This window comes from Streptomyces lacrimifluminis (assembly GCF_014646095.1).
Classification (GTDB): Bacteria; Actinomycetota; Actinomycetes; order Streptomycetales; family Streptomycetaceae; genus Streptomyces; species Streptomyces lacrimifluminis.
This window is the reverse complement of the sequence record NZ_BMMU01000014.1, coordinates 51,891-71,332: the sequence shown is the minus strand read 5'-3', so window position 1 is coordinate 71,332 and position 19,442 is coordinate 51,891. Positions and strand designations below refer to the sequence as shown.

Annotated in this window: 20 protein-coding genes; 13 read left to right on the top strand and 7 right to left on the bottom strand. The window is 69.2% G+C overall.

Going from position 1 to position 19,442, the window contains the following annotated elements:
• Positions 1 to 80: 80 nt before the first annotated feature.
• The gene (locus IEY89_RS21505; RefSeq protein WP_189149086.1) at positions 81 to 1,256 is read right to left on the bottom strand and encodes a serine hydrolase domain-containing protein; all 1,176 of its coding nucleotides are present in this window, start codon (positions 1,254 to 1,256) and stop codon (positions 81 to 83) included.
• On the opposite strand from IEY89_RS21505, the gene IEY89_RS41695 reads away from it, so the two are divergent.
• From IEY89_RS41695 to IEY89_RS21480, 5 genes are all read left to right on the top strand, one after another.
• Positions 1,255 to 1,815 (top strand): aldo/keto reductase, encoded by a 561-nt coding sequence (locus IEY89_RS41695; RefSeq protein ID WP_308437457.1) that lies wholly within the window; start codon positions 1,255 to 1,257, stop codon positions 1,813 to 1,815. The two genes, IEY89_RS21505 and IEY89_RS41695, sit on opposite strands and share 2 nt — an antisense overlap.
• 223 nt (positions 1,816 to 2,038) lie before the next feature.
• Positions 2,039 to 2,461 carry an ATP-binding protein gene (locus IEY89_RS21495; RefSeq protein ID WP_189149084.1) on the top strand — a complete coding sequence of 141 codons (423 nt, stop codon included), beginning with the start codon at positions 2,039 to 2,041 and terminating at the stop codon, positions 2,459 to 2,461.
• A 591-nt stretch (positions 2,462 to 3,052) separates the two neighbouring features.
• Positions 3,053 to 3,385: a MerR family transcriptional regulator gene (locus IEY89_RS21490; RefSeq protein ID WP_189149083.1), complete on the top strand. Its 333-nt coding sequence runs from the start codon at positions 3,053 to 3,055 to the stop codon at positions 3,383 to 3,385.
• 59 nt (positions 3,386 to 3,444) lie between these two features.
• Positions 3,445 to 4,248, top strand: coding sequence for a PAQR family membrane homeostasis protein TrhA (gene trhA, locus IEY89_RS21485; RefSeq protein ID WP_373287271.1), 804 nt, complete (start codon positions 3,445 to 3,447; stop codon positions 4,246 to 4,248).
• Between the two features lie 271 nt (positions 4,249 to 4,519).
• Positions 4,520 to 5,758 carry a PP2C family protein-serine/threonine phosphatase gene (locus tag IEY89_RS21480; protein WP_189149082.1) on the top strand — a complete coding sequence of 413 codons (1,239 nt, stop codon included), beginning with the start codon at positions 4,520 to 4,522 and terminating at the stop codon, positions 5,756 to 5,758.
• Positions 5,759 to 6,393: 635 nt separating this feature from the next.
• Here the strand turns inward: IEY89_RS21480 and IEY89_RS21475 are convergent.
• The gene (locus IEY89_RS21475; RefSeq protein WP_189149081.1) at positions 6,394 to 6,912 is read right to left on the bottom strand and encodes a GNAT family N-acetyltransferase; all 519 of its coding nucleotides are present in this window, start codon (positions 6,910 to 6,912) and stop codon (positions 6,394 to 6,396) included.
• 218 nt (positions 6,913 to 7,130) lie between these two features.
• On the opposite strand from IEY89_RS21475, the gene IEY89_RS21470 reads away from it, so the two are divergent.
• The 4 genes from IEY89_RS21470 (at position 7,131) to IEY89_RS21455 (ending at position 10,528) form a co-directional block, all read left to right on the top strand.
• Complete coding sequence (locus IEY89_RS21470) at positions 7,131 to 7,430, top strand: LysR family transcriptional regulator substrate-binding protein (RefSeq protein ID WP_229695344.1); 300 nt, start codon at positions 7,131 to 7,133, stop codon at positions 7,428 to 7,430.
• 125 nt (positions 7,431 to 7,555) lie between these two features.
• Positions 7,556 to 7,732: a CsbD family protein gene (locus IEY89_RS21465; RefSeq protein ID WP_164409550.1), complete on the top strand. Its 177-nt coding sequence runs from the start codon at positions 7,556 to 7,558 to the stop codon at positions 7,730 to 7,732.
• 100 nt (positions 7,733 to 7,832) lie between these two features.
• The gene (locus IEY89_RS21460; protein ID WP_189149080.1) at positions 7,833 to 8,837 is read left to right on the top strand and encodes a TIGR03885 family FMN-dependent LLM class oxidoreductase; all 1,005 of its coding nucleotides are present in this window, start codon (positions 7,833 to 7,835) and stop codon (positions 8,835 to 8,837) included.
• A complete protein-coding gene (locus tag IEY89_RS21455) occupies positions 8,828 to 10,528 on the top strand; it encodes an alpha-amylase family protein (protein ID WP_189149079.1) in 1,701 nt (566 codons plus the stop codon). Before IEY89_RS21460 ends, IEY89_RS21455 begins: the two co-directional genes overlap by 10 nt.
• A 188-nt stretch (positions 10,529 to 10,716) precedes the next feature.
• On the opposite strand, the gene IEY89_RS21450 is transcribed toward IEY89_RS21455, so the two are convergent.
• Entirely contained in the window at positions 10,717 to 11,655 is a 939-nt protein-coding gene (locus IEY89_RS21450; protein WP_189149190.1) for a L,D-transpeptidase, read from the bottom strand.
• A gap of 370 nt (positions 11,656 to 12,025) precedes the next feature.
• Complete coding sequence (locus tag IEY89_RS21445) at positions 12,026 to 12,379, bottom strand: VOC family protein (protein ID WP_189149078.1); 354 nt, start codon at positions 12,377 to 12,379, stop codon at positions 12,026 to 12,028.
• 322 nt (positions 12,380 to 12,701) lie between these two features.
• On the opposite strand from IEY89_RS21445, the gene IEY89_RS21440 reads away from it, so the two are divergent.
• Entirely contained in the window at positions 12,702 to 13,997 is a 1,296-nt protein-coding gene (locus IEY89_RS21440) for an MFS transporter (protein ID WP_308437456.1), read from the top strand.
• Between the two features lie 205 nt (positions 13,998 to 14,202).
• On the opposite strand, the gene IEY89_RS21435 is transcribed toward IEY89_RS21440, so the two are convergent.
• The 3 genes from IEY89_RS21435 to IEY89_RS21425 all read right to left on the bottom strand — a co-directional run bounded on the left by IEY89_RS21435 (position 14,203) and on the right by IEY89_RS21425 (position 16,435).
• Positions 14,203 to 15,108 (bottom strand): hypothetical protein, encoded by a 906-nt coding sequence (locus tag IEY89_RS21435; protein ID WP_189149077.1) that lies wholly within the window; start codon positions 15,106 to 15,108, stop codon positions 14,203 to 14,205.
• 247 nt (positions 15,109 to 15,355) lie between these two features.
• On the bottom strand, positions 15,356 to 15,568 hold the full coding sequence (locus IEY89_RS41690; protein ID WP_308437455.1) for a hypothetical protein: 213 nt from the start codon (positions 15,566 to 15,568) through the stop codon (positions 15,356 to 15,358).
• A 420-nt stretch (positions 15,569 to 15,988) separates the two neighbouring features.
• Positions 15,989 to 16,435, bottom strand: coding sequence for an ATP-binding protein (locus tag IEY89_RS21425; protein ID WP_189149076.1), 447 nt, complete (start codon positions 16,433 to 16,435; stop codon positions 15,989 to 15,991).
• 571 nt (positions 16,436 to 17,006) lie between these two features.
• Between IEY89_RS21425 and IEY89_RS21420 the strand changes: the two genes are divergently transcribed.
• Genes IEY89_RS21420 through IEY89_RS21410 form a run of 3 tightly spaced genes read left to right on the top strand, consistent with a single transcriptional unit; the run spans position 17,007 to position 19,434 of the window.
• The gene (locus IEY89_RS21420) at positions 17,007 to 17,810 is read left to right on the top strand and encodes an alpha/beta fold hydrolase (RefSeq protein ID WP_189149075.1); all 804 of its coding nucleotides are present in this window, start codon (positions 17,007 to 17,009) and stop codon (positions 17,808 to 17,810) included.
• Positions 17,810 to 19,099: a PP2C family protein-serine/threonine phosphatase gene (locus tag IEY89_RS21415; protein ID WP_189149074.1), complete on the top strand. Its 1,290-nt coding sequence runs from the start codon at positions 17,810 to 17,812 to the stop codon at positions 19,097 to 19,099. Before IEY89_RS21420 ends, IEY89_RS21415 begins: the two co-directional genes overlap by 1 nt.
• A complete protein-coding gene (locus IEY89_RS21410; RefSeq protein WP_189149073.1) occupies positions 19,096 to 19,434 on the top strand; it encodes an STAS domain-containing protein in 339 nt (112 codons plus the stop codon). The genes IEY89_RS21415 and IEY89_RS21410 overlap by 4 nt, the downstream gene beginning before the upstream one ends.
• Positions 19,435 to 19,442 lie beyond the last annotated feature (8 nt).

The following is a 19,442-nucleotide window of genomic DNA, read 5'->3' as shown; positions in this document are numbered from 1 at the left end:
TGGGCCGGTCGGTCTGCTCCGCACAGCTGTCGGGCGGAGCAGACCGATGGACGGGAGGCTGCGAGGACGTCGAGCAGCGGTCAGTTCCGGAGCAGCGCGCACACGAAGTTCTCCTCGACCTCGCGCAGCTTCTCCAGGAGTTGCGGCTTCGTCGCCTCGTTCACCTGCGTGGTGAGCGAGAAGGTCAGCGACCGCTCGCCGTCCGGTGTCGCGGCGATCAGCTGGGTGTAGCCGGGCGTGTTGCCGGTGTGGCCGAGCACCACTCCGCATCGCGTGGTGTAGCGGAAGATCGCCGCCCCTGCCTTGTTCCTGCCCGGACCCGCCGGTTCCGAGGCGCCGTCGACCCAACGACGCTGCTCGCGCAGTGTCGCCCGGGAGATCAGCGCGCCGCCCGCGTAACCGCGGATGAACCTGGTCATGTCCCTCGGAGTGGAGACGATTCCGCCCGACGCCCACACCCCCGAGGCGCCGACCAGCTCACTGACGTCCTCCGGTGCGGCCGGCGGCTGGATGGGGACGTCGTAACCGCGCATGTACGGTTCCGGCAGCTCGAAGCCCTGGGGGAGACTCGTGTCGCGCAGGGCGAGCGGACGGTACACCAACTGCCGCAGCAGCTCCTCGTAGCGCTTCCCGGTCGCCGCCTCGGCCATGAGGGCCACGGCGATGTTGTCCGAGTTGGAGTACTGGTACCGCGAACCGGGGCGGAACAGCAGCGGCTCGCCGGCCACGAAGTCGAGCAGCCGCCGGGAGTCGAAGCGGTGGTGCAGATCGGCCATGAGAATCCTGATGAATTCCGGACTCCGGCTGAAGTCCGGCAGGCCACTGGTGTGGGTCAGGAGTTCGCGCAGGGTCACCGCGTGCCAGGCTTGTGGGAGAGCGGGCAGCCGTCGGCCGATGGTGTCATCGAGTCCGAGTACGCCCCGGTCGACGAGCCGCAGCGCTACGGCGCCGCTGAACGCCTTCGCCGTACTGGCGATACGCATGTGGTCGGTCGGTTCGATCTGCCTGCCGGTTTCGAGGTCGGCGACTCCGGCCCGCAGGATCCGGCGTGACTCTCCTCGCTGGAGCACGGCGATGACGCCGGGCGGGCCGCCCGGAGCGTGGACCAGTTGTTCGAGCTGGCTCTGAAGTGCGCGGTCCGTCGCGGGGCCGGGAGTCCCGGCTTCGGCGGGCGCGGCCACCAGCGCGGCGAGACAGGCGCCGGCCAGCACGACGCTGACCGGCAGACGCAGGTGGGGGAGACGGGACAGCGGCATGGGAACTCCTCGGACGGGCTGGGGGAGGGGCATGCCCAGCATCGGCCGCGTGGCGCCCGTTTGCTTGTGCCGCTGCTGCATACGGCCGAGCGGGTCGTCTGACGGTGAGAACTCGGAGCCTCGAAGGAGGCTCGGGCCGCCCGAAGCGACTACGACCAGCCGGTGCGGCACCTCCCGGGCTGGGCCGTCCACGCCACCTCCGAGAGCTACCGCGGCGAGCGCGGAACCGACGTCGAGGACGCCGCCGACGTCACCACCCGTGGTTCGTTGGGCAGCCGGATGTCCCGGACGGTTCGTAGGCCGACTGGGAGTCGTCGGCCGGCGCGGACCGCTCGTTGTCGTTGGTGGCGGCGGCTCTCGCGTCGTCGGCGGCAGCGCCGGCAAGGTGAAGACCGCGGTCGAAGGCTCGCCACTGCGGCTCGGCACCGGCCACGTCGACCTCTACTGCCAGCACCGCGTCGACCCGAACACGCCGATCGAGGAGACCATCGGCGCGCTGGCCGAACTGGTCACAGGGACGCCGCTCCGGCAAGGACCTGACCACCGCTGCCAAGCATGACAACAATCCCTGGGTCCTAGGCCGCCTGATCGTGCCCGCGCCACGGCGGCCCGGCAGCTCTCATCGATCGCGACGCAGGGCTGAGGGGTCCCGTCGGACCAGATCCCTGGTCGCATGCATGACGCCGTCGCGGGTACTGGCATGCGTGAACGGGGGGAGTGAGGGCGAACACGTGGGATGTCATGCCGGCGGTGAGGCCTGTAGGGCGCTGAACGCATACCTGATGCGCGCCGGCTACGCCCTGGGCGGGGATGACGGTTGTATCTCCGATGCCCGCCACCACGCCGTTGCCTTTCTCGACCAGGCGCGCGCCGACCATCACCTGTACGCGCCCACGGACGTGAGGGATTTCGTCCAGTTGGTGGTCAGCGAGCTGGTCACCAACGCCCGCAAGTACGCTCCGGGCCCCGTTCTGCTGGAACTGCGCATCAACGCCCGCGCGGTGGAAGTCGTCGTGTGGGACAGCGAGCCCAGCGTTCCCGCGGCCCGGGCGGCTGATCCCGGCAGGATCGGCCAGCACGGCCTGGAGATCGTCAAGGCCGTCACCGAGGACCTGTTCATCGAACAGGAGTCGGTCGGCAAGCGCATCACCGCCCGCATCGCCCTGTCCGAAAGGGGCGAGCGGGTCACGACGCCCTGGGCCTGACTCGGGCGGACGTGAAAATCTATGGTGGCGAGAGTAGACATGGGGCGATGGCGTAGCTATGGTTTCTCTCGTAGCCCAGAGAGACGGCAAGGCCCGGCAGACAAGAACTGGCGGGCAGCAGTAATGCAGTTGATGTTCGCAGGACGGTGCGGTGGTGGAGTCTCGAAGCCAGGGTTGTTGCAGGACGGCGACGGGGCTGGCGACCGGACCGGGTGGCCCGCAGTGATCAGGGGTCGCCAAGAGCAGGATCGCAGTGCCAGTACCCGTAGGTGCAGTTCGCAGTACCCAGTAGTTTGCAGTCCCCGTTGGGCAAGCAGTTGATCACCAAGGGAAGAACGGAGGAGTTGACCGCCATCAGGATCGCCCGGGCGAAAGCCTTGAACCCGGGTACCGCAGGACATCGATAGTGAGGTGGTCTCCGGTCGAGCAACAGCGATCCCCGTATCCCCGACAGCATCCAGGTCGGGTCCGCGGAGTCAGAAGGCCGGCGCGGTACGAGGGTCGGCAGATGGTGTAGCAGTTCCTTCGGGCCCTGGCGCCGCACGGCGCCAGGGCCCCTCCATGCGTTCGGCAGAGAACAGAGAGGTGTACGTGACAGCAGAGGATTCGTACAGCCGTATCGACGACGATGACTACCCCGCCTACACCATGGGCAGGGCGGCCGAGATGCTCGGCACCACGCAGGGCTTCCTCCGTGCCATCGGTGAAGCCCGCCTCGTCACCCCGCTGCGCTCGGAGGGCGGACACCGCCGCTACTCCCGTTACCAGTTGCGGATCGCCGCCCGAGCCCGGGAACTCGTCGACCAGGGGACCCCCATCGAGGCCGCCTGTCGCATCATCATCCTTGAAGACCAGCTAGAGGAAGCCCAGCGCATCAACGCCGAGTACCGCCGCGCCGCATCCCGGCACACGGCAAGTGTCTGACCCCCGGCCCGCGCAGACCCGCCGGGCCGACTCATCCGCCGATGCCAGAATATGAGCGCATGATCGCCGAAGACATCGAACCGCCGGCACCCGGACGGAATGCCCAGCCCGGTCCCGGAACCACTCCCGACTCCCTGCCCACCCGGGCGGTCGACGCGTCTGTCGGCGCAATCGGCCGGCTGACCGGCGGGCAGGCAGTCGCGGGCCTGGAAGCCGGGGTGGAGCGCGCGGCTGCGGTGCTGAAGCCCAGGATGCGCGGCTGGCTGCACGCCGGCGTGTTCCCGCTCGCACTGGTCGGTGGCATCGTCCTGATCGCCGTATCCCGCTCGGCGGCGTCAGTGGCTGCCTGCTCCGTCTACGTGGTGTCGGCCTGCCTGCTGTTCGGAACCAGCGCGGTCTACCACCGCGGAACGTGGGGTCCACGCGGGGAAGCGGTCCTGCGGCGGCTGGACCACGCCAACATCTTCCTGATCATCGCCGGCACCTACACCCCGCTGGCGGTCCTGCTGCTGCCCGCGCGCCAGCAACTGGTGCTGCTGGCCGTGGTGTGGTCGGGCGCCCTGGCCGGCATCGCCTTCCGCGTCCTCTGGATCGGGGCTCCCCGGTGGCTGTACACCCCGTGCTACATCGCCCTGGGCTGGGTCGCCGTATTCAACCTGCCCGAATTCGAGCGCACCGGCGGCACCGCGGTCGTCGTACTCGTCATCGTCGGCGGTCTGCTCTACACCGCGGGCGCCGTCGTCTACGGACTCAAGCGTCCCGACCCCTCACCGGCCTGGTTCGGCTTCCACGAGGTCTTCCACGCTCTGACCATCGCCGCCTTCACCGCGCACTACACCGCCATCCTCCTCGCAGCCACCTGACCGCGTCCGGGGCATGCCGAAGCGCGGAACCCGGGCCAGACACGACCCTGGCCGCACATGGCCCGGGAGTGGTCGGCGGGCGGGCGACCCCGGGCGCCGTGATGCAATGTGACCTGTCCGGCACCGGGCTTGGCACAGGTCTTTCTCGCGCATCCGGGGCGGAGACCCGAGCGTCATCGAGCAATGTTAGGGAGTCGCTGTGACCGCAAGAGGGCCTGACGGCGAGCAGGCCTCTCGTCTTCCCGGGGGCGGGAGTCGCCCGGGCGGGGCGATGACTCTGGCGGGGACGTTGGAGGCGGCGGAGGCCGCGGCGCCGGTGGAGTCGCTCGACGTGGTCGCGCGCATGCTCAAGGAGCAACTCGGGGCCGTGTCGGTGTCGTTCCTCATCACCGACTTCACCGGCAGCTCAGTCGTACGGCTGGGGGCGGCGGGCAGCGTCGACACCGATGAACCCGCCCGGCGGATCAAGCTGCGGGGCACCCTGTACGACGACGTGATCCGCACCCAGCGGCCGGGCGTGGAGGACAAGTGCGAGGGCGCACTGGTGCGCGTCGTCGCCCCGGTGACCAACCGCGGGGACGCCATCGGGCTCCTCGAACTGTTCCTGCCGGTGGCGCCGGACGAGGAGGTGATGCGGGAGATCGGCGAGACCGCGCACGCCCTGGCGTACATCGTCATCGCGAACCGCTCGTACACCGACGTGTACCAGTGGGGCCGCCGCACCACCCCACTGAGCCTGGCCGCGGAGATCCAGCACCGGCTGCTTCCGGCGTCGCTGGCGTGCGAGGCCGCGCAGTTCGCGGTCGCCGGGGCGCTGGAGCCCGCCGACCACGTCGGAGGTGACACCTTCGACTACGTGGTCGACCGGGACAGCGTCCAGCTCTCCGTCACCGACGCCATGGGACACGATGTCGACGCCGCACTGCTGGCCACTCTTGCGGTGGGCGCCCTGCGGCGAGCACGGCGAGCCGGTGCCAGCCTCGCCGAACAGGCCCGCCAGGCCGACCAGGCCATGCGCGAGCACGGCCGGCAGGGCTACGTCACCGGCCAGCTCCTGCGCATCAGCCTGATCGACGGCAAGACCGAGTTCATCAACGCCGGGCACCCCTGGCCGCTGCGGATGCGAGACGGACAGGTACGGGAGATCACTCCGAGGATCGACACACCCTTCGGCTTCCCCCTCCCTCACACCTACCAGGTCCAGTCGCTGGACCTGCGGCCGGGCGACCGGCTGGTGATGCTGACCGACGGCATGCTGGAGCGCAACGGGGGCCGCCTCGATCTGTCCGACCTGATCGTGAGCACCCGCGCGCTGCATCCACGCGAGGCCGCCCGCAACCTCATCGCCGGGATCGTCGACGCCAACGACGGTCACCTGCAGGACGACGCGACCGTCATGTGCCTGGACTGGCACGGCATCGGACAGTCCCATCGTGACGCCGCCACCGGAGCCGACCTCACCGACGCCTCACACGCGTCAGGAAGAGGACGGACCACTGCCGGGGGGTGACCCTGGGCGCATACGGGGCGGGGCCCGGCAAGATGACGAGGGGGCCTGGCAAGGGCTGCCCCTACTTCTGCGACAAGCGTTGCGCACACTTCTCCACCGGCTGGTGGGCCCGATACCCGGACATCCGACTGCCTGCCTCCTGCCTGCCAGCCATCCGGAAGCAGTCGTGAGGTGTTCGGCCAGGCCCGCCGGGCGTGGCCGGGTCATGGCGGTGAGTTCGATGGTTGCCGTCGCGTGGCGCCGCGCCCGGAACCGACCGGCGGGACGCGGAGGCCGCGGCGGGTACGTCGGTGACGCCGGGGCCGCACTCCACCACGGCGATCTGAGAGGTCACCGAGCGCGCCCAGCCCACGGCTGGTCGAGCAGCGCCGAACGCGCCGGGTTGCTCCTGGACACCGCCCATGTCGCGGTCGTATCCCGCGAGGCGTTCCACACACCCGGTCACAGCCGCGTCTGCTTCGTCGCCGCCGGCGACCACACATTGAGCCACGCGATCGCCCGCCCACGAGTTGAGGAACCCGCGCTGCACCGCCACCCGCATCGCCGCCTTCCTGCGCACCTGGAAACCCTGATCCCGGATCCGGGTGGCTGTCGACCTGGGTCTCCCGGCGCCGCGGCGGAGCCGGACGTGAGTCTTAGACCTGCTCCAGTTCCTCCGCCAACAGGTCCATCAGCAAGCCGTCGTGCCAGCTGCCGTCCGGGCCGCGCTCGTACTGCCGCATGATGCCCACCGGCCGGAAGCCGACCTTGCGGTAGCACCGGATGGCAGCGGTATTGTCCGCGGCCGGGTCGATCACCAGTCGGTGGTGTCCGTGATCGTCGATCAGATGGCGTGCCAGGGCTCGGACGGCGTCAGTGCCGAGGCCGCGCCCGTGCACCGCCGGGTCGAGATAGATGTCGATGTTGGCATGCCGGTAGTCCGGCTCGTCCTCGGCACCCCACTGGATGGCGCCGACCACCCGGCTGCCGTGCTCGATGGCGAACGTCCGGGTCCCGGGATCTTCGAGCTCCTCGGCCACGGTGACCGTCAGGTCCTCGCCGCCCCGCCAGCGCGTGTACACCTCAGGCGTGCTCCGGATCGTGGCCAGAGCGGGGATATCGGCCGCCGTCGCAGGCCGCAGCGTCACCAGGGTTCCGCGCAGGACTCTCCGCATGCCACTGATCATCCCTGACTGTGGATCCCCTCGTCCAGGGAGTATGGCGCGGCTCGGGCCCCTTCGTAGAGGTCACCTCATGTGGTGAGGCTGCGGTATCGGACGAGGACGCGGGCGTTGCTGGTGACTCGACTCGTCTGCGTCGACCGTCGCACTCCACATGGCCACCGGCGGGAGTTCCTTGTCCCGCTCGAGCGCCGGGCGGCGACCAGGCCCCGATGAAGCAGGCGCTCGCACGCCGCGGTGTGCGGCCGCACGTCGTGTGCCGCACCGCGGGCAATGAAACCGTGCTGTCGATGGTGCGCGCCGGCCTGGGCTCGGCGATCCTGCCGCGACTCGCCCTCCACCACGCAGACATCGGCTCCGACGCGTCACTGCGGGTGCACGAGCTCAAGCCGGGACTACCGCCGCGCGAGATCTTCCCGCTGTGGGCAGGCGCATCGCACTCACTCCCCACTCGCCGCACGGGCGATCGAGATCGCCGTGGAAGCCGCGGGCAGGATCGCGAGGGCACGTGACGTGCTCGGGGCGGCGCTGCTGCGGTCTTACGGGACTTTTACGAACCCGGGGACCTGTTTGAGAGAGGAATCTCAGGCGACACGGGGGAAGAAGGTTCCTTCGAGCGAAACAGGAGTGAGTGACTGTGGCTGCGGACGAGAAGAGCCAGGCCAAGGGCGAGCAGGCCAAGGGCAAGGTCAAGAAGGTGGTCGGCGGTGCCGTGGGCAACGAGTCTCTGAAGGCCAAGGGAGAGGCCGAGGAGACCAAGGGAGACCTCCGTGCCGCCAAGGAGAAGGCCAAGGACGCGATCAAGCCCAAGTAGGCGCACGTCCACCGATCCCGGCAGCCGCCTCCTGCGGGCTGCCGGGATCAGTGCTGTGGTGTCACTGCTGAGGATCAATCGCGGGGGTACTCGCCGAGACATGACTGTCTACGGACTACACGCCTCACACGAACAGATCCCGCCCGCGGACCTGCTCGACGCCGTGGTGCACGCCGAAAGTGCGGGATTCACCGCCGCCATGTGCTCGGATCACTTCTCGCCCTGGAGTGTGCGTCAAGGAGAGTCGGGATTCGCCTGGTCCTGGCTCGGTGCCGCTCTTCAGGCCACCGACCGGATGCCGTTCGGCGTGGTCAACGCGCCGGGGCAGCGCTACCACCCCGCGATCGTCGCCCAGGCCATCGCCGGCCTCGCGTCCATGTACCCGGGCAGGTTCTGGGCGGCGCTCGGCAGCGGTGAGGCCTCCAACGAGCACATCACAGGCGACCCCTGGCCGCGCAAGGAGCTGCGCAACGCCCGGCTGCGGGAATGCGTCGACATCATCCGCGCACTTCTCGCGGGGGAGGAGGTCAGCCACGACGGACTGGTGACCGTGGACCGGGCCCGGCTGTGGACGCTGCCGCCCGATGTGCCGCCGCTCATCGGAGCCGCGTGCAGCACGGCCACCGCGGCCTGGTGCGCCGAGTGGGCGGACGGACTCATCACGGTCAACGCCCCGCCGGAGCGGTTGCGCGAGATCACCGGCGCATACCGCGATGCAGGCGGTCGCGGACCCCTGCATCTCCAGGTGCACCTGAGCTGGGCGCCCGACGAGGACCATGCCCTGGCGCTGGCGCACGACCAGTGGCGCACCAACGTGCACACACCCCCGGTCAGTTGGGACCTGGACTCCGTGGACCTGTTCGACATCGTCAGCGAGCACGTCACGCCCGAGCAGGTGGCCGGCACGGTCAACGTCTCGTCCGACCTAGGCCGGCACACGGCCTGGCTCCAGGAGTACGCCGAGCTCGGCTTCGACGCGGTGATGCTCCACCACGTGGGCCGTGAACAGGCCTCCTTCATCGACACGTTCGGTGCCGAGGTGCTGCCCCGGCTCGACGTCACCCGCCCGCTTCCCGCCACGGCGAAGGAGTTCCGATGCGTCTGACCCGCACATCCGACCTGTGGTGGAAGAACGCGGTGGTGTACTGCCTCGACGTCGAGACGTACCAGGACGGCAACGGCGACGGAATCGGCGACTTTCCGGGCCTCACGCAGCGCATCGACCATCTGGTGCGCCTCGGTGTGACCTGCGTGTGGCTGATGCCCTTCTACCCGACACGGGAACGCGACGACGGATACGACATCACCGACTTCTACGGTGTCGACCCCCGCCTGGGCACCCTCGGCGACTTCACCGAGTTCGTCCGCACGGCCAAGGACCGCGGCATCCGCGTGATCGCCGACCTCGTGGTCAACCACACCTCCGAGGAGCACCCCTGGTTCAAGGACGCCCGCTCCGGCCGGGACTCCGCCCACCGCGACTGGTACGTCTGGCAGGACGAGCCTCCCGAGGACAGTCCCAAGGGCGTGGTCTTCCCCGACGCGGAGGACAGCCTGTGGGAGTACGACGAGGGCAGTGGCCAGTACTACCTGCACCGCTTCTACAAGCAGCAGCCCGACCTCAACGTCGCCAACCCCGAAGTACGGGACGAGATAGCCCGCATCATGGGCTTCTGGACTCAGCTCGGGTTGTCCGGGTTCCGGGTCGACGCCGTGCCCTTCCTGCTGGAGACGGACGGGCAGGACGACGCAGGCGCGCTGCCGGACCCGCACGCTTACCTCGCGGACCTGCGCGCCTTCCTGGGCCGCCGCAACGGCGAGTCGGTGCTCCTCGGCGAGGTGAACCTGCCCTACGGCGACCTCGCCCGGTTCTTCGGCGACCCCGACTCGGACCGCGGCGACGAACTCACCATGTGCTTCGACTTCGTCGGGATGCAGCAGATGTACCTGTCGATGGCACGCGAGGAGGCGGGGCCCCTCGCCGCCTCGCTGCGTGATCGCCCAGCCGCCCCGCGCGACGCCCACTGGGCCACGTTCGTACGCAACCATGACGAACTGACCCTCGACAAACTGAGCGACGACGAACGCGCCGAGGTCTTCGCCGCCTTCGGCCCCGACAAGGACATGCAGTTGTACGACCGGGGGCTGCGCCGCAGGCTGCCTCCCATGGTCGACGGCGACCGACGCCGTATCGAACTCGCCTACAGCCTGCTCTTCACCCTGCCGGGCACCCCCGTGCTCTTCTACGGCGAGGAGATCGGCATGGGTGAGAACCTGGCCGCCGAGGGCCGCCAGGCCGTACGCACCCCCATGCAGTGGACGCCGCAGGAAGGCGCCGGCTACTCCACCGCCGAACCGGACACCTTCCCCAACCCGCTGACGGACGGGGCGTTCGCACCCCAGAAGGTGAACGTGTACGAGCAGAGCCGCGACCCCGGCTCGCTACTGAGCCGCATACGGCTGTTCGTCGAGCGTTACCGGGAGGCTCCCGAGCTGGCCTGGGGCGAGTACAGCCTCGTGGAGACGGGAGAGCCCGCCGTGCTCGCCCACCTCAGCTGCACCCCGGACGGGAGGGTCCTGGCCCTGCACAACTTCGCGGGTCGTCCGCTCACCGTACGGCTGCGGCTCCCGGAGACCGGACCAGGCGGCAGGCTGACAGACCTCCTCGCCGAGGACCACGCGGGTCTCACGGTGTCCGAGGACGGTCTCCTCAGCGTCGAACTGCCCGCCTACGGCTACCGGTGGCTGCGCGCCGGGACCCCGGCCGACGATCCGGAGAGGGTTGCCGTCGGCTGAGAACCCCAGCGGGGGCGTCGATCGGAGGTGCTCGGAAGGGCACGCACCGGGGGTGAGGCGCTCGCGGTCGTTGGTGCGAGGTGAAGTGTCCTCCAGGACCCTCGCCAGATCGCCGTATTACCGGCGTTCCGCATGGCCGGGGTGGAGGGGCCGAGTAAGGCCCCCTCTTGCCTCGCCGCCGCAGCGCGTCACAGCGTCGCGGTCGTCTCCTCCCCGGAGGCGCTGCCCGCGAGCCACTGCTCCCATCCCAGGTTGAAGTCCGCGTAGCCGTTGTCGGCCGCGGCCTTGGCGCGAGGTGAGCCGGTGACGGTGACGGGATCGCCCTGCTTGACCTGGCCGTAGAACCACTTGGCGTCCGACATGGACAGGTGGACGCAGCCGTGCGAGCCGCGGGCGCTGCCGGTGCCCGGATTCGGGTCACCGGTCGAGTAGTGCACGTAGGTGCCGGACCGGGTCAGGTGGACGTCCCAGGGCAGTGTCAGGTCGTAGTAGTCGGGGCTGCCCTTGTCGCAGCTGATGCCGACGCTGCAGGAGGTCATGTGGACCTTCTCCTGCTTGTCGATGACGGCCATCGTGCCGTTCCATGTCGGATACTCGGCGCTGCCCGCGTTGATCGACAGGGTGCGCACCGGCGAGCCGTTCCGGGTCACCTTCATGGTGTGGCCGGTCACCGAGACATCCGCGCGCACGTCGTCACCGATCGTGAAGGTGTGCGTGTAGCCGTGTACGCCGAAACGTCCGTTGCCGTTGCTGACGCCCTTCATGTCGGCGTCGATCTTCACTGTCGTGCCGGAGGGCCAGTACGTCTTGGGCCGCCAGTCGGCGCGCTGGTCGCCGAACCAGTGCCAGGCGCCGGCGACCGGCTGCGAGGCGCTCACTTTCATGTGCTTCTCGACCGTGGCCCGTGCCTCGGCCGCCACGGGGTTCGTGAAGACCACCGAGATCGGCATGGCCACGCCTACCGTGGCCCCCGACCGCGGAGTGATCGTCTCCAGCAGCATCGGGGGGCCCGCGGGCTTCGGCGGTGACGGCGAGGAACTCGCTTCGGGGTTTCCCGACGCCTTCGCGTCGTTGCCGCTCGCCTTGTCACTGCCGCCCCCGCCGCAGGCACTCGCGCCCACCAGCATCGCGCCCGTGACGAGTGCGATCCCTATGCTGCCCTTGCGCCGTCGCACGAAATGCCCCGCTCTCTCGCTCTTCGGCCCTGACGGGCCCGCCGCACTGGAAGATGGCGACGGCGTGGGCCGCAGTTGCGCGTGCCGCGTAAAGCGTCTTTCAAAACTCGGTGCCCTGGGGCGGGGGCGAGGAGAATCCATCCCCGCCGGGGACCTAAGGGCGGGCGTGCCACGCGCCGCAACGGCGGGGTCCGCCAGGTGCGGGCCGCAGGCGGCCCCGAGAGAGCGCGGATGAGCCGACCGCAGGGACTCCCGGGGGAAAGAGTGGGGGCAGGCCCGAGCTACTGCTGCGCATGCACGCACGCATGGCGTGAAGGCGTGGTCAGGCGGGCTGCCAGAGTTCGATTCGGTTGCCCTCGGGATCGGTGACCCAGCCGAATCGACCGACGCCTTCCATGTCCTGCGGTTCTTCGGCGATGTCCACTCCCTTGGCGCGCAGTTGCGCGAGCATCGCATCCAGGTCGCGGACCCGGAAGTTGATCATGGCCTGCTGGGAGCGGGACCCGAAATAGTTGGTCTCGGACTCGAACGTCGCGAACACCGTCGGACCGGCCCCCTGGTGCCACAGACCGTTCTCATCGGCGTCCAGGCCCAGGCAGTCGCGATACCACGCGCCCAGGGCCGCGGGGTCGGCTGCCCGCATGAAGTACCCACCGATTCCCAGCACACGTTCCATGCCGCCATCCTGTCAGGCCGGCAATCGGGTGGGCCGGCACCACACCATCGCCCGGTTCCCACCGTGCTGTGTCCGCGTGCACGCCGGCAAAACCGCTTCTCGTGCCGGACCGCCGCGGGTTAGTGTCTGACCGCAGCGAGTGACCCACGAGGAGCTAAGACATGCCCGGTCGTCCGAGCGCGCGTTGACGTCGTAGGCCCAGATCGGCCAGTCATCGCGTGCTGCCCTTGATGTTGCGGCACAGCGAACCTTTTCCGCGTGTTCCGGTGCGTCTTCATGTGCCGGGCAGCGGACGTCGTTTGAGGCAACCAAGGGGATCGTCTTGCCGTCCGTTCCTTTCGCCGTACCCGATTCCGGTCGACCTGTTCCGCCGAGTCTGTGGCGCGACCGCGACTTCCGCAGACTGTGGGTGGGCCAGACGGCCTCCCAACTCGGCGAGCACACAACGCTGGTGGTTCTCCCCCTCTTCGCCGTCCTGACGCTCGACGCCGGCGCCGGCCAGTTGGGTGTCCTCCGCGCGGTGGGGCAGACGCCGGTCCTGTTGCTCGCGCTCGTCGTCGGCGCATGGGTCGACAGATGGCGGACCCGCACGGTGATGGTGCTGACGGACATCGGCCGGACCCTGGCACTGGGCGCCGCCGCCATGGCCGGCCTCTTCGGCTGGCTCGGTCTGCCGGCGCTGTTCGTGGTCGCTTTCGCTGTAGGGGCCCTGTCCGTGTTCTTCGACGTGGCGTACCAGGCGTGTCTGGTACGGCTGGTGAAGCGCGAGCAGTTGGTGCGCGGCAACAGTGCGCTCGAGGGCAGTCGGTCCGCGGCCCAGATCGGCGGTCCCGCCCTCGGCGGTGCGTTGGTCGCCCTCCTGTCGGCGCCCACCGCTGCCGCCACCAGCGCGCTGTTCTTCGGACTGTCGTTTCTGTCGATCCGACGCATCCGACGGATCGAATCGATACCGGAGCACTCGGAACGCCCCTCGCGGTTGGGGCGGCGGATCCACGAAGGCCTCCGCTTCGTCGTCGGTGACCCCTGGTTGCGAGCCGTGTGCCTCGCCTCGGCGGCCTTCCAGTTCTCCTTCGCGGCCGTGATGACCGTCTACCTGCTCTTCCTGCCCCGCGAACTGCACCTGTCGGGCACCGCCGTCGGGCTCGCGCTCGCGGCGACGGGGCCCGGCGCGCTCCTGGGCTCGATGCTGGCCGCCCGCCTGCCGAGCCGGTTCGGCCATGGCACGGTGCTCGTATCCGCGGCGGTACTCGGCGACGGCGTGTTCCTGTGCGTGCCAGCGCTGGGCGGTTCCCCCGCGGTGACGGTCCCCGTGCTCCTGCTGGCCGGCTTCGTGTTCGGGACCGGCAGCCAGTTGGTGACTGTCACGGTCATGGCCGTCCGCCAGGCCGTCACTCCGAACGGGATGCAGGGGCGCGCGGCGGCGACGATCACGTTCGTGGGCATGGGGCTGGCCCCGTTCGGCTCGCTCCTCGGCGGATTCCTCGCCCAGGAGTGGGGGCTGCGCACCAGTCTGCTGGTGACAGCCGCAGGGATGATGCTGTCGCCCGTGCTGATGGCCTTCTCGCCGCTCGGGCGTCTGGGACGGAAACTTCCAGCCTCGCACGACGACGTGTCGTGACGACCGACGGTGTTCGCCTCGCCCGGAGGGCTTCCTCAGGGCGAGGCGAACACCGTACGGACGGCGAGGGCCCTGCTCCTTGTCGGGGCGGGGCCCGGGTTGTACGTGTGCTGCGGCCCGGCCCTCCGCGCAGGAGGCCCAGGCGCGGAGGGCCGGGCCCCTGGGGCAACGGCTCGGGTGCGAGTGACCTCTGCCGAGTCCCGGATCAGGCTCGTTTCAGCTGGACCGCCACCGTCTCGCTGACGGTCACCGCCCGGGCGTAGTCCGGGTCCGTCGCCGTCGCTCGTGCCTCGACCTCGACGTCGCCGCGCTGAAAGGGGACGTCTCCGGTGGGTACGGCCGTCCCGGTCCAGGCGACCGGAGCGCCCGGCGTGCAGGACACCGACGTGGTGTAGGAGCCGCGGATGAGCTTCTGCCGCTTCACCTGTGTGACGTCGCCCGACACGTCCACCTTCACCGGCTTGTTGCAGCTCACCGTTCCGTGCAGGGTGGCCTTGCCGTTCAGGGTGCTCGCGGTGCCGTCCAGGGCTACGGCGAGGCCGAGCTCGGCAGGCGGGGCCGGGTTGTTGATGTGGACCTCGCCGCGCGCTGCGGTGGTGCCTCCCTCACAGTGCTGCTCGAAGGTCGCGTCGAGCTTCTTCACGTAGCCCTGGGGGCCGAACTCCACGTCGGAGATGGTGAATTCACCGGTGAGTGTGTTGCAGCCGCGCCCGTTTCCGCTGAGGGCCAGCCCCGGCTCGGTCGGCTCGTTGAAGGGGTGGCGGGTGGCACCGGTGTACGTACCCGGTGCGAGGGCCTGGCCGGACGGCGCCGCGAGGTCCAGATACCACCAGTCACCGTTCGCCCCGTCGACCGAGAGGTGGACCGCGTTGTGGGCCTCGTCGGCGGAGCTGCTCATACGGTCCTGGGACGCCGTCGAGTAGGCATAGGACTGACCGCCGCTGATCCAGTCACCCTCGTCGCCGCTGAAGCTGAAGGACCCTTCGGTGACGGGCAGAGCGTGCGCGGCGGGGCCGGACAGCAGGCCGGTGGTGCTGGTGGCCATGCCCAGGGCCAGTACGAGGACGGCCGTGGCGCGGGCCAGGACGCGTTTGGGCGCGCTGAGTCTCATTGTTTCCCCCTGAGAGATGAAGTACCCCGTTGCCGACCTGACCGTGCTCCACGCGTCGGCGCAGCGAGTCTGTCAACCAGTGGGACGTGCGACAACCACGTTTACTGCGTCGGCAGTTGTGGTTTCGGCCAACACGTGAGCAATGTCGGGTGCGGTACGACGCGTGGAGTGGGGAGCGACTTGTAAGGCAGTCGATCCGTATGCGGGACCCTGGCGAAGCCGTGCCTGTGGGCCCACTGCCCGGCTCTCAAGGGGCCTGCGGATAGCCGATTTCGGCGATGTCCTGAGCCAGGTCCGTCAGGGCGACCTCTGCGTTCAGCGCCGACACATGCGCCTGGTCCAGCGGCCGGAAGGCGTACAGGTCACGCACCGCTTCCAGGTCCACGGAGACCTCGTAGTAGTCCTCGGCGAAGCGTTGGAACGCCTCAGGGGTGCGCTCGACCAGACGGCCTGAAGACATCGGGAACGTCGTCGATCACTCCGGGCCAGGGCTCGCCGTCGTTGCCGTACGGGCTCATCGGTGATTCGTGGCCGAAGCCGCGTATGCAGGCCCCGGCCGCCGAGAAAACGATGGAGTAGTCGTCTCCCGACCCGTTGCCCATCGAGGCCGGCTCCGCGCCTTCAGCCCATATGGCGTTGAAGGAGTAGTACCGGCGTTCCCGGTCGGGGCTCAGGATCGCGTCGAGGATCGCAAGCGAGCGGCACAGGTGCCGCAGGGTCGGCGATGTCGGGAAGCCGGCGGGCTACGTCATGGACACTCACGGGCCCATCCAACCGGATCCCACTGACATCCTCCTGCGCCAGGCGGAGACATGACCGATCGTGCCCTTCTCTCCGCACCCGCTTGCCCGGGGTGTGCGGCGCCCTCCGCCGGTAGGTGCTAGGCGGCCGGTCTGGGCAGGCGCAGGCAGGCGACGATCTGTTTGCCCGTCTCCAGGCCGATGGTCTGCAGCTGGTCGCACAAGCGGGTCACCAACTGGAGGCCGTGCCCGCCGACGCGGCGGACGTCGTACGCGCGCAGTTCGGGCCGGCTGGGCGAGCTGTCACGCACGGTGATGCGCAGCAGGGCGGCGTCGGGTGTCACCTCCAGCGCCAGGCCGCCTGGTCCGGGTGCGTGGCGCAGCGCATTGGTGACCAGCTCGCTGACGACGAGCTGAGCGTCCTGACTGGGACGCTGGTCAGGATGATGGCCGGCATCGGCCAGCAGTACGCGCACGGCCGCTCGGGCGTCCGCGATCGAGGCGTCCGTCGTCTCCCAGGCGGCGCTGTATCGCAGGGCCGCGGGGTCCGGTTCATCCGATGCCCGGGGTTTACGCGGGATGATCATAGAACTCTTCCCGTGGATCGTTTTTTCTTCGTCACAGGTTTTCGTTATCGCGTAATTTCGCCTACCCGCTGTCGTCGCGTTCATGGGGAATCCATCGGTCCGAATTGATCGGCGTCGTGCCGGTACCCGTGCGGGAACTGGCCGAGCGTGCCGTTGGCAGTGCTCAGGAAATGCCGGTGCGGCCGACTGCCCGATGTGGCGGAAGTGTGCAGAAAAGACCGCCTCACCACGAGCCGATGGTGAGGCGGGAAGCGTGTGCGGGGCGAAACCCACGGTCACCGCGTCGAGAACCGAGTTCGCGGGACGGCCGACCGAGGAATGGCGAGCGGCGCCGAACCGACGCACTATCCTTGCTGCTCAGACGGTCGCACCCGGCAAACGCACAGCCGTTCTGCCCGGAGACCGAACCGGCGTGAACCATGACACAGATCCTGCTGTTGTCACCTATTGCGTTATGTCGTGGCGTGCCCGCTTCGATTTTTCCCGCCGTCCTTGTGGGGGCGTTGTACCGGTCGCGCAACCGGGGGGTGGCCGCGGCGGAACGGCGAGCCGGACCTGGGAGACTGGCCGGATGGATATCAGCCGCAGGAACAATGTCAACGTCATCGGCAACCCCCAGGGGCCGACGGTGGTGCTGGCTCACGGATTCGGCTGCGATCAGAACATGTGGCGGCTGACAGTGCCGGCTCTTGTCGAGGAGTACCGAGTGGTGCTGTTCGACTACGTGGGTTCGGGCCGCGCCGAGCCGTCCGCTTTCTCGGAGGAGCGTTACGCCTCCCTCGACGGCTACGCCCGGGACGTGGTCGACATCTGTGAAGCACTGGACCTGCATGAAGCGGTGTTCGTGGGGCACTCGGTGAGCGCGATGATCGGAGTGCTGGCCGCCGGCCTGGCTCCGGAGCGCATCGGGGCGCTGGTGATGGTCGCCCCGTCTCCGCGTTACATCGACGAGGAGAGCTACCGGGGCGGGTTCAGTGCGGAGGACATCGATGAGTTGCTGGGGTCACTGGAGTCCAACTATCTGGGCTGGTCGGCGGCGATGGCACCGGTGATCATGGGGAACGCGGAACGGCCCGAGCTCGGTGACGAGCTGGCGAACAGTTTCTGCGCCACCGACCCGGCCATGGCGCGCGTCTTCGCCCGGGCCACGTTCCTGTCGGATTCGAGGGACGACCTGAAGAGCGTGAGCGTGCCGACGCTGGTGCTGGAATGCGCCCAGGACGTCATCGCTCCCAGGGAGGTCGGCGCCTTCGTCCACCAGGCGATCCCCGGCTCGAAGCTGATCACCCTCGATGCCACCGGCCACTGCCCGCACCTGTCCGCACCGGAGGCCACCAACGAAGCACTCACCGCCTTCTTGGCGGGCCTGCGTTGATGTGCCCCACCGGGCAGCAGCCCGACCCGCATGGCACGAGCGAGGAGAAGACAGCGAATGCGGCGTTCGCCGCACTACTGGAGGACAGCGCCGAGGAACTGTACGAGAGCGCACCGTGCGGATACCTGTCCACGCTGATGGACGGCACCATAGCGAAGATCAACTCCACGCTCCTGGGCTGGCTCGGCCTGGAGCGGGACGCGGTGGTGGGGCGGATGCGGTTCACGGACCTGCTGACAGTGGGCGGCAAGCTCTACCACGAGACGCACTTCGCACCGCTGCTGCGGATGCAGGGCCAGATCGGCGGAATCGCCCTGGAGATGAAGCAGGCCAACGGCACCCGGATGCCCGTACTGGTCTCCTCCGTCATCAAGCACGGCGCCAACGGCGAGCCCCTGCTGATCCGCACCACCTCCTTCGACGCCCGGGACCGCCGCGCCTACGAGGAGGAACTCCTGCGCGGCCGGAAGGTGGCCGAGGAGGCGCGCAGACAGGCCGAGGCCGACCGCGCCCGCCTCCAGGAGGCCCTGGCCGTGCTCCAGCAGTCGCTGCTGCCCGCCACCCTGCCGCCGGTGCCCGGCGTGGAGACGGCCGCCCACTACCACACCGCCTCCCCCGACCGGCTCGGCGGCGACTTCTACGACGTCTTCCCCGTCGACGACAAGCGCTTCGCCTTCTTCCTCGGCGATGTGTGCGGCAAGGGCCCTCAGGCCGCTGCCGTCACCTCGCTGACGCGCTACACCCTGCGTGCCGCGGCTCTGCACGACTCCGACCCGGTCGCCGCGCTGTCGACGCTCAACAAGGTGCTCCACGAGCGATACTCCGGCAGCGGCGACCCGCGCTACTGCACCGCCGTGTTCGGAATTCTCGACCCCGACCCCGTGACCGGGCAGGTCGCCGTCCGGCTCGCCGCGGGCGGCCATCCGCCGGTTCTCGTCCTGCGCGCCGACGGCGCAGCCGACTTCCTGCCCACCCCCGGTGGTCTCCTCGTCGGCATCCTGCCCGACGCGCACTTCGTCACCGCCACCACCGTTCTCGCCCCAGGCGACACCCTCCTCCTCTACACCGACGGCCTCACCGAAGCACGCACCGGTCAGGACCGCACCGACCTGTTCGGGGACGAAGCACTTCGCGCCTTCGCAGCCGACCACGCCGGCACATCCCCGCAAGCCGTCGTCCAGGCCCTGATCGGCCTGCTCCACAGCTTCGCCGACGGACTCGACGACGACACCGCCCTGCTCGCCCTCGGCGTCCCCGCCCTCAACCCACAGACGACGAATCCATCATGAGCCCGCTGAAGATCACCACCCGAGACGCCGCCACCGGTCCCGTTCTGGAGATCACCGGCGAACTCGACTACACGAGCGCCCCCGCACTACGAGAGCTGCTCACCACGCTCACCCTCCAGCCGGGCCAGCGCCTCGTCCTGGACCTGGCCGGCATGGAATTCTGCGACTCAAGCGGACTCACCACCCTGATCGCAGCCCGCAACCACGCCCACGCGGCCCAGTCGGACATCGCCCTGGCAGCCGTGCCTGATCACACTCTGCGGGTGCTGCGCATCGTGGGTCTCGATCAGATCCTTCCCATCCACCCCGACAGCCGCTCCGCTGCTCGGCCCTGACTGGCGAC

Excerpts from the sequence above, each read along its gene's own strand:
- IEY89_RS21475 (WP_189149081.1), bottom strand. The coding sequence starts at position 6,912 with ATGCGGAGAGTCCTGCGCGGAACCCTGGTGACGCTGCGGCCTGCGACG.
- IEY89_RS41690 (WP_308437455.1), bottom strand. The coding sequence starts at position 15,568 with ATGTCTTCAGGCCGTCTGGTCGAGCGCACCCCTGAGGCGTTCCAACGC.
- IEY89_RS21415 (WP_189149074.1), top strand. The coding sequence starts at position 17,810 with ATGTGCCCCACCGGGCAGCAGCCCGACCCGCATGGCACGAGCGAGGAG.
- IEY89_RS21410 (WP_189149073.1), top strand. The coding sequence starts at position 19,096 with ATGAGCCCGCTGAAGATCACCACCCGAGACGCCGCCACCGGTCCCGTT.
- IEY89_RS21505 (WP_189149086.1), bottom strand. The coding sequence starts at position 1,256 with ATGCCGCTGTCCCGTCTCCCCCACCTGCGTCTGCCGGTCAGCGTCGTG.
- IEY89_RS21450 (WP_189149190.1), bottom strand. The coding sequence starts at position 11,655 with ATGCTGGTGGGCGCGAGTGCCTGCGGCGGGGGCGGCAGTGACAAGGCG.
- IEY89_RS21445 (WP_189149078.1), bottom strand. The coding sequence starts at position 12,379 with ATGGAACGTGTGCTGGGAATCGGTGGGTACTTCATGCGGGCAGCCGAC.
- trhA (WP_373287271.1), top strand. The coding sequence starts at position 3,445 with ATGATCGCCGAAGACATCGAACCGCCGGCACCCGGACGGAATGCCCAG.
- IEY89_RS21480 (WP_189149082.1), top strand. The coding sequence starts at position 4,520 with ATGACTCTGGCGGGGACGTTGGAGGCGGCGGAGGCCGCGGCGCCGGTG.
- IEY89_RS21495 (WP_189149084.1), top strand. The coding sequence starts at position 2,039 with ATGCGCGCCGGCTACGCCCTGGGCGGGGATGACGGTTGTATCTCCGAT.
- IEY89_RS21460 (WP_189149080.1), top strand. The coding sequence starts at position 7,833 with ATGACTGTCTACGGACTACACGCCTCACACGAACAGATCCCGCCCGCG.
- IEY89_RS21435 (WP_189149077.1), bottom strand. The coding sequence starts at position 15,108 with ATGAGACTCAGCGCGCCCAAACGCGTCCTGGCCCGCGCCACGGCCGTC.
- IEY89_RS41695 (WP_308437457.1), top strand. The coding sequence starts at position 1,255 with ATGGGAACTCCTCGGACGGGCTGGGGGAGGGGCATGCCCAGCATCGGC.
- IEY89_RS21470 (WP_229695344.1), top strand. The coding sequence starts at position 7,131 with ATGAAGCAGGCGCTCGCACGCCGCGGTGTGCGGCCGCACGTCGTGTGC.
- IEY89_RS21425 (WP_189149076.1), bottom strand. The coding sequence starts at position 16,435 with ATGATCATCCCGCGTAAACCCCGGGCATCGGATGAACCGGACCCCGCG.
- IEY89_RS21455 (WP_189149079.1), top strand. The coding sequence starts at position 8,828 with ATGCGTCTGACCCGCACATCCGACCTGTGGTGGAAGAACGCGGTGGTG.
- IEY89_RS21420 (WP_189149075.1), top strand. The coding sequence starts at position 17,007 with ATGGATATCAGCCGCAGGAACAATGTCAACGTCATCGGCAACCCCCAG.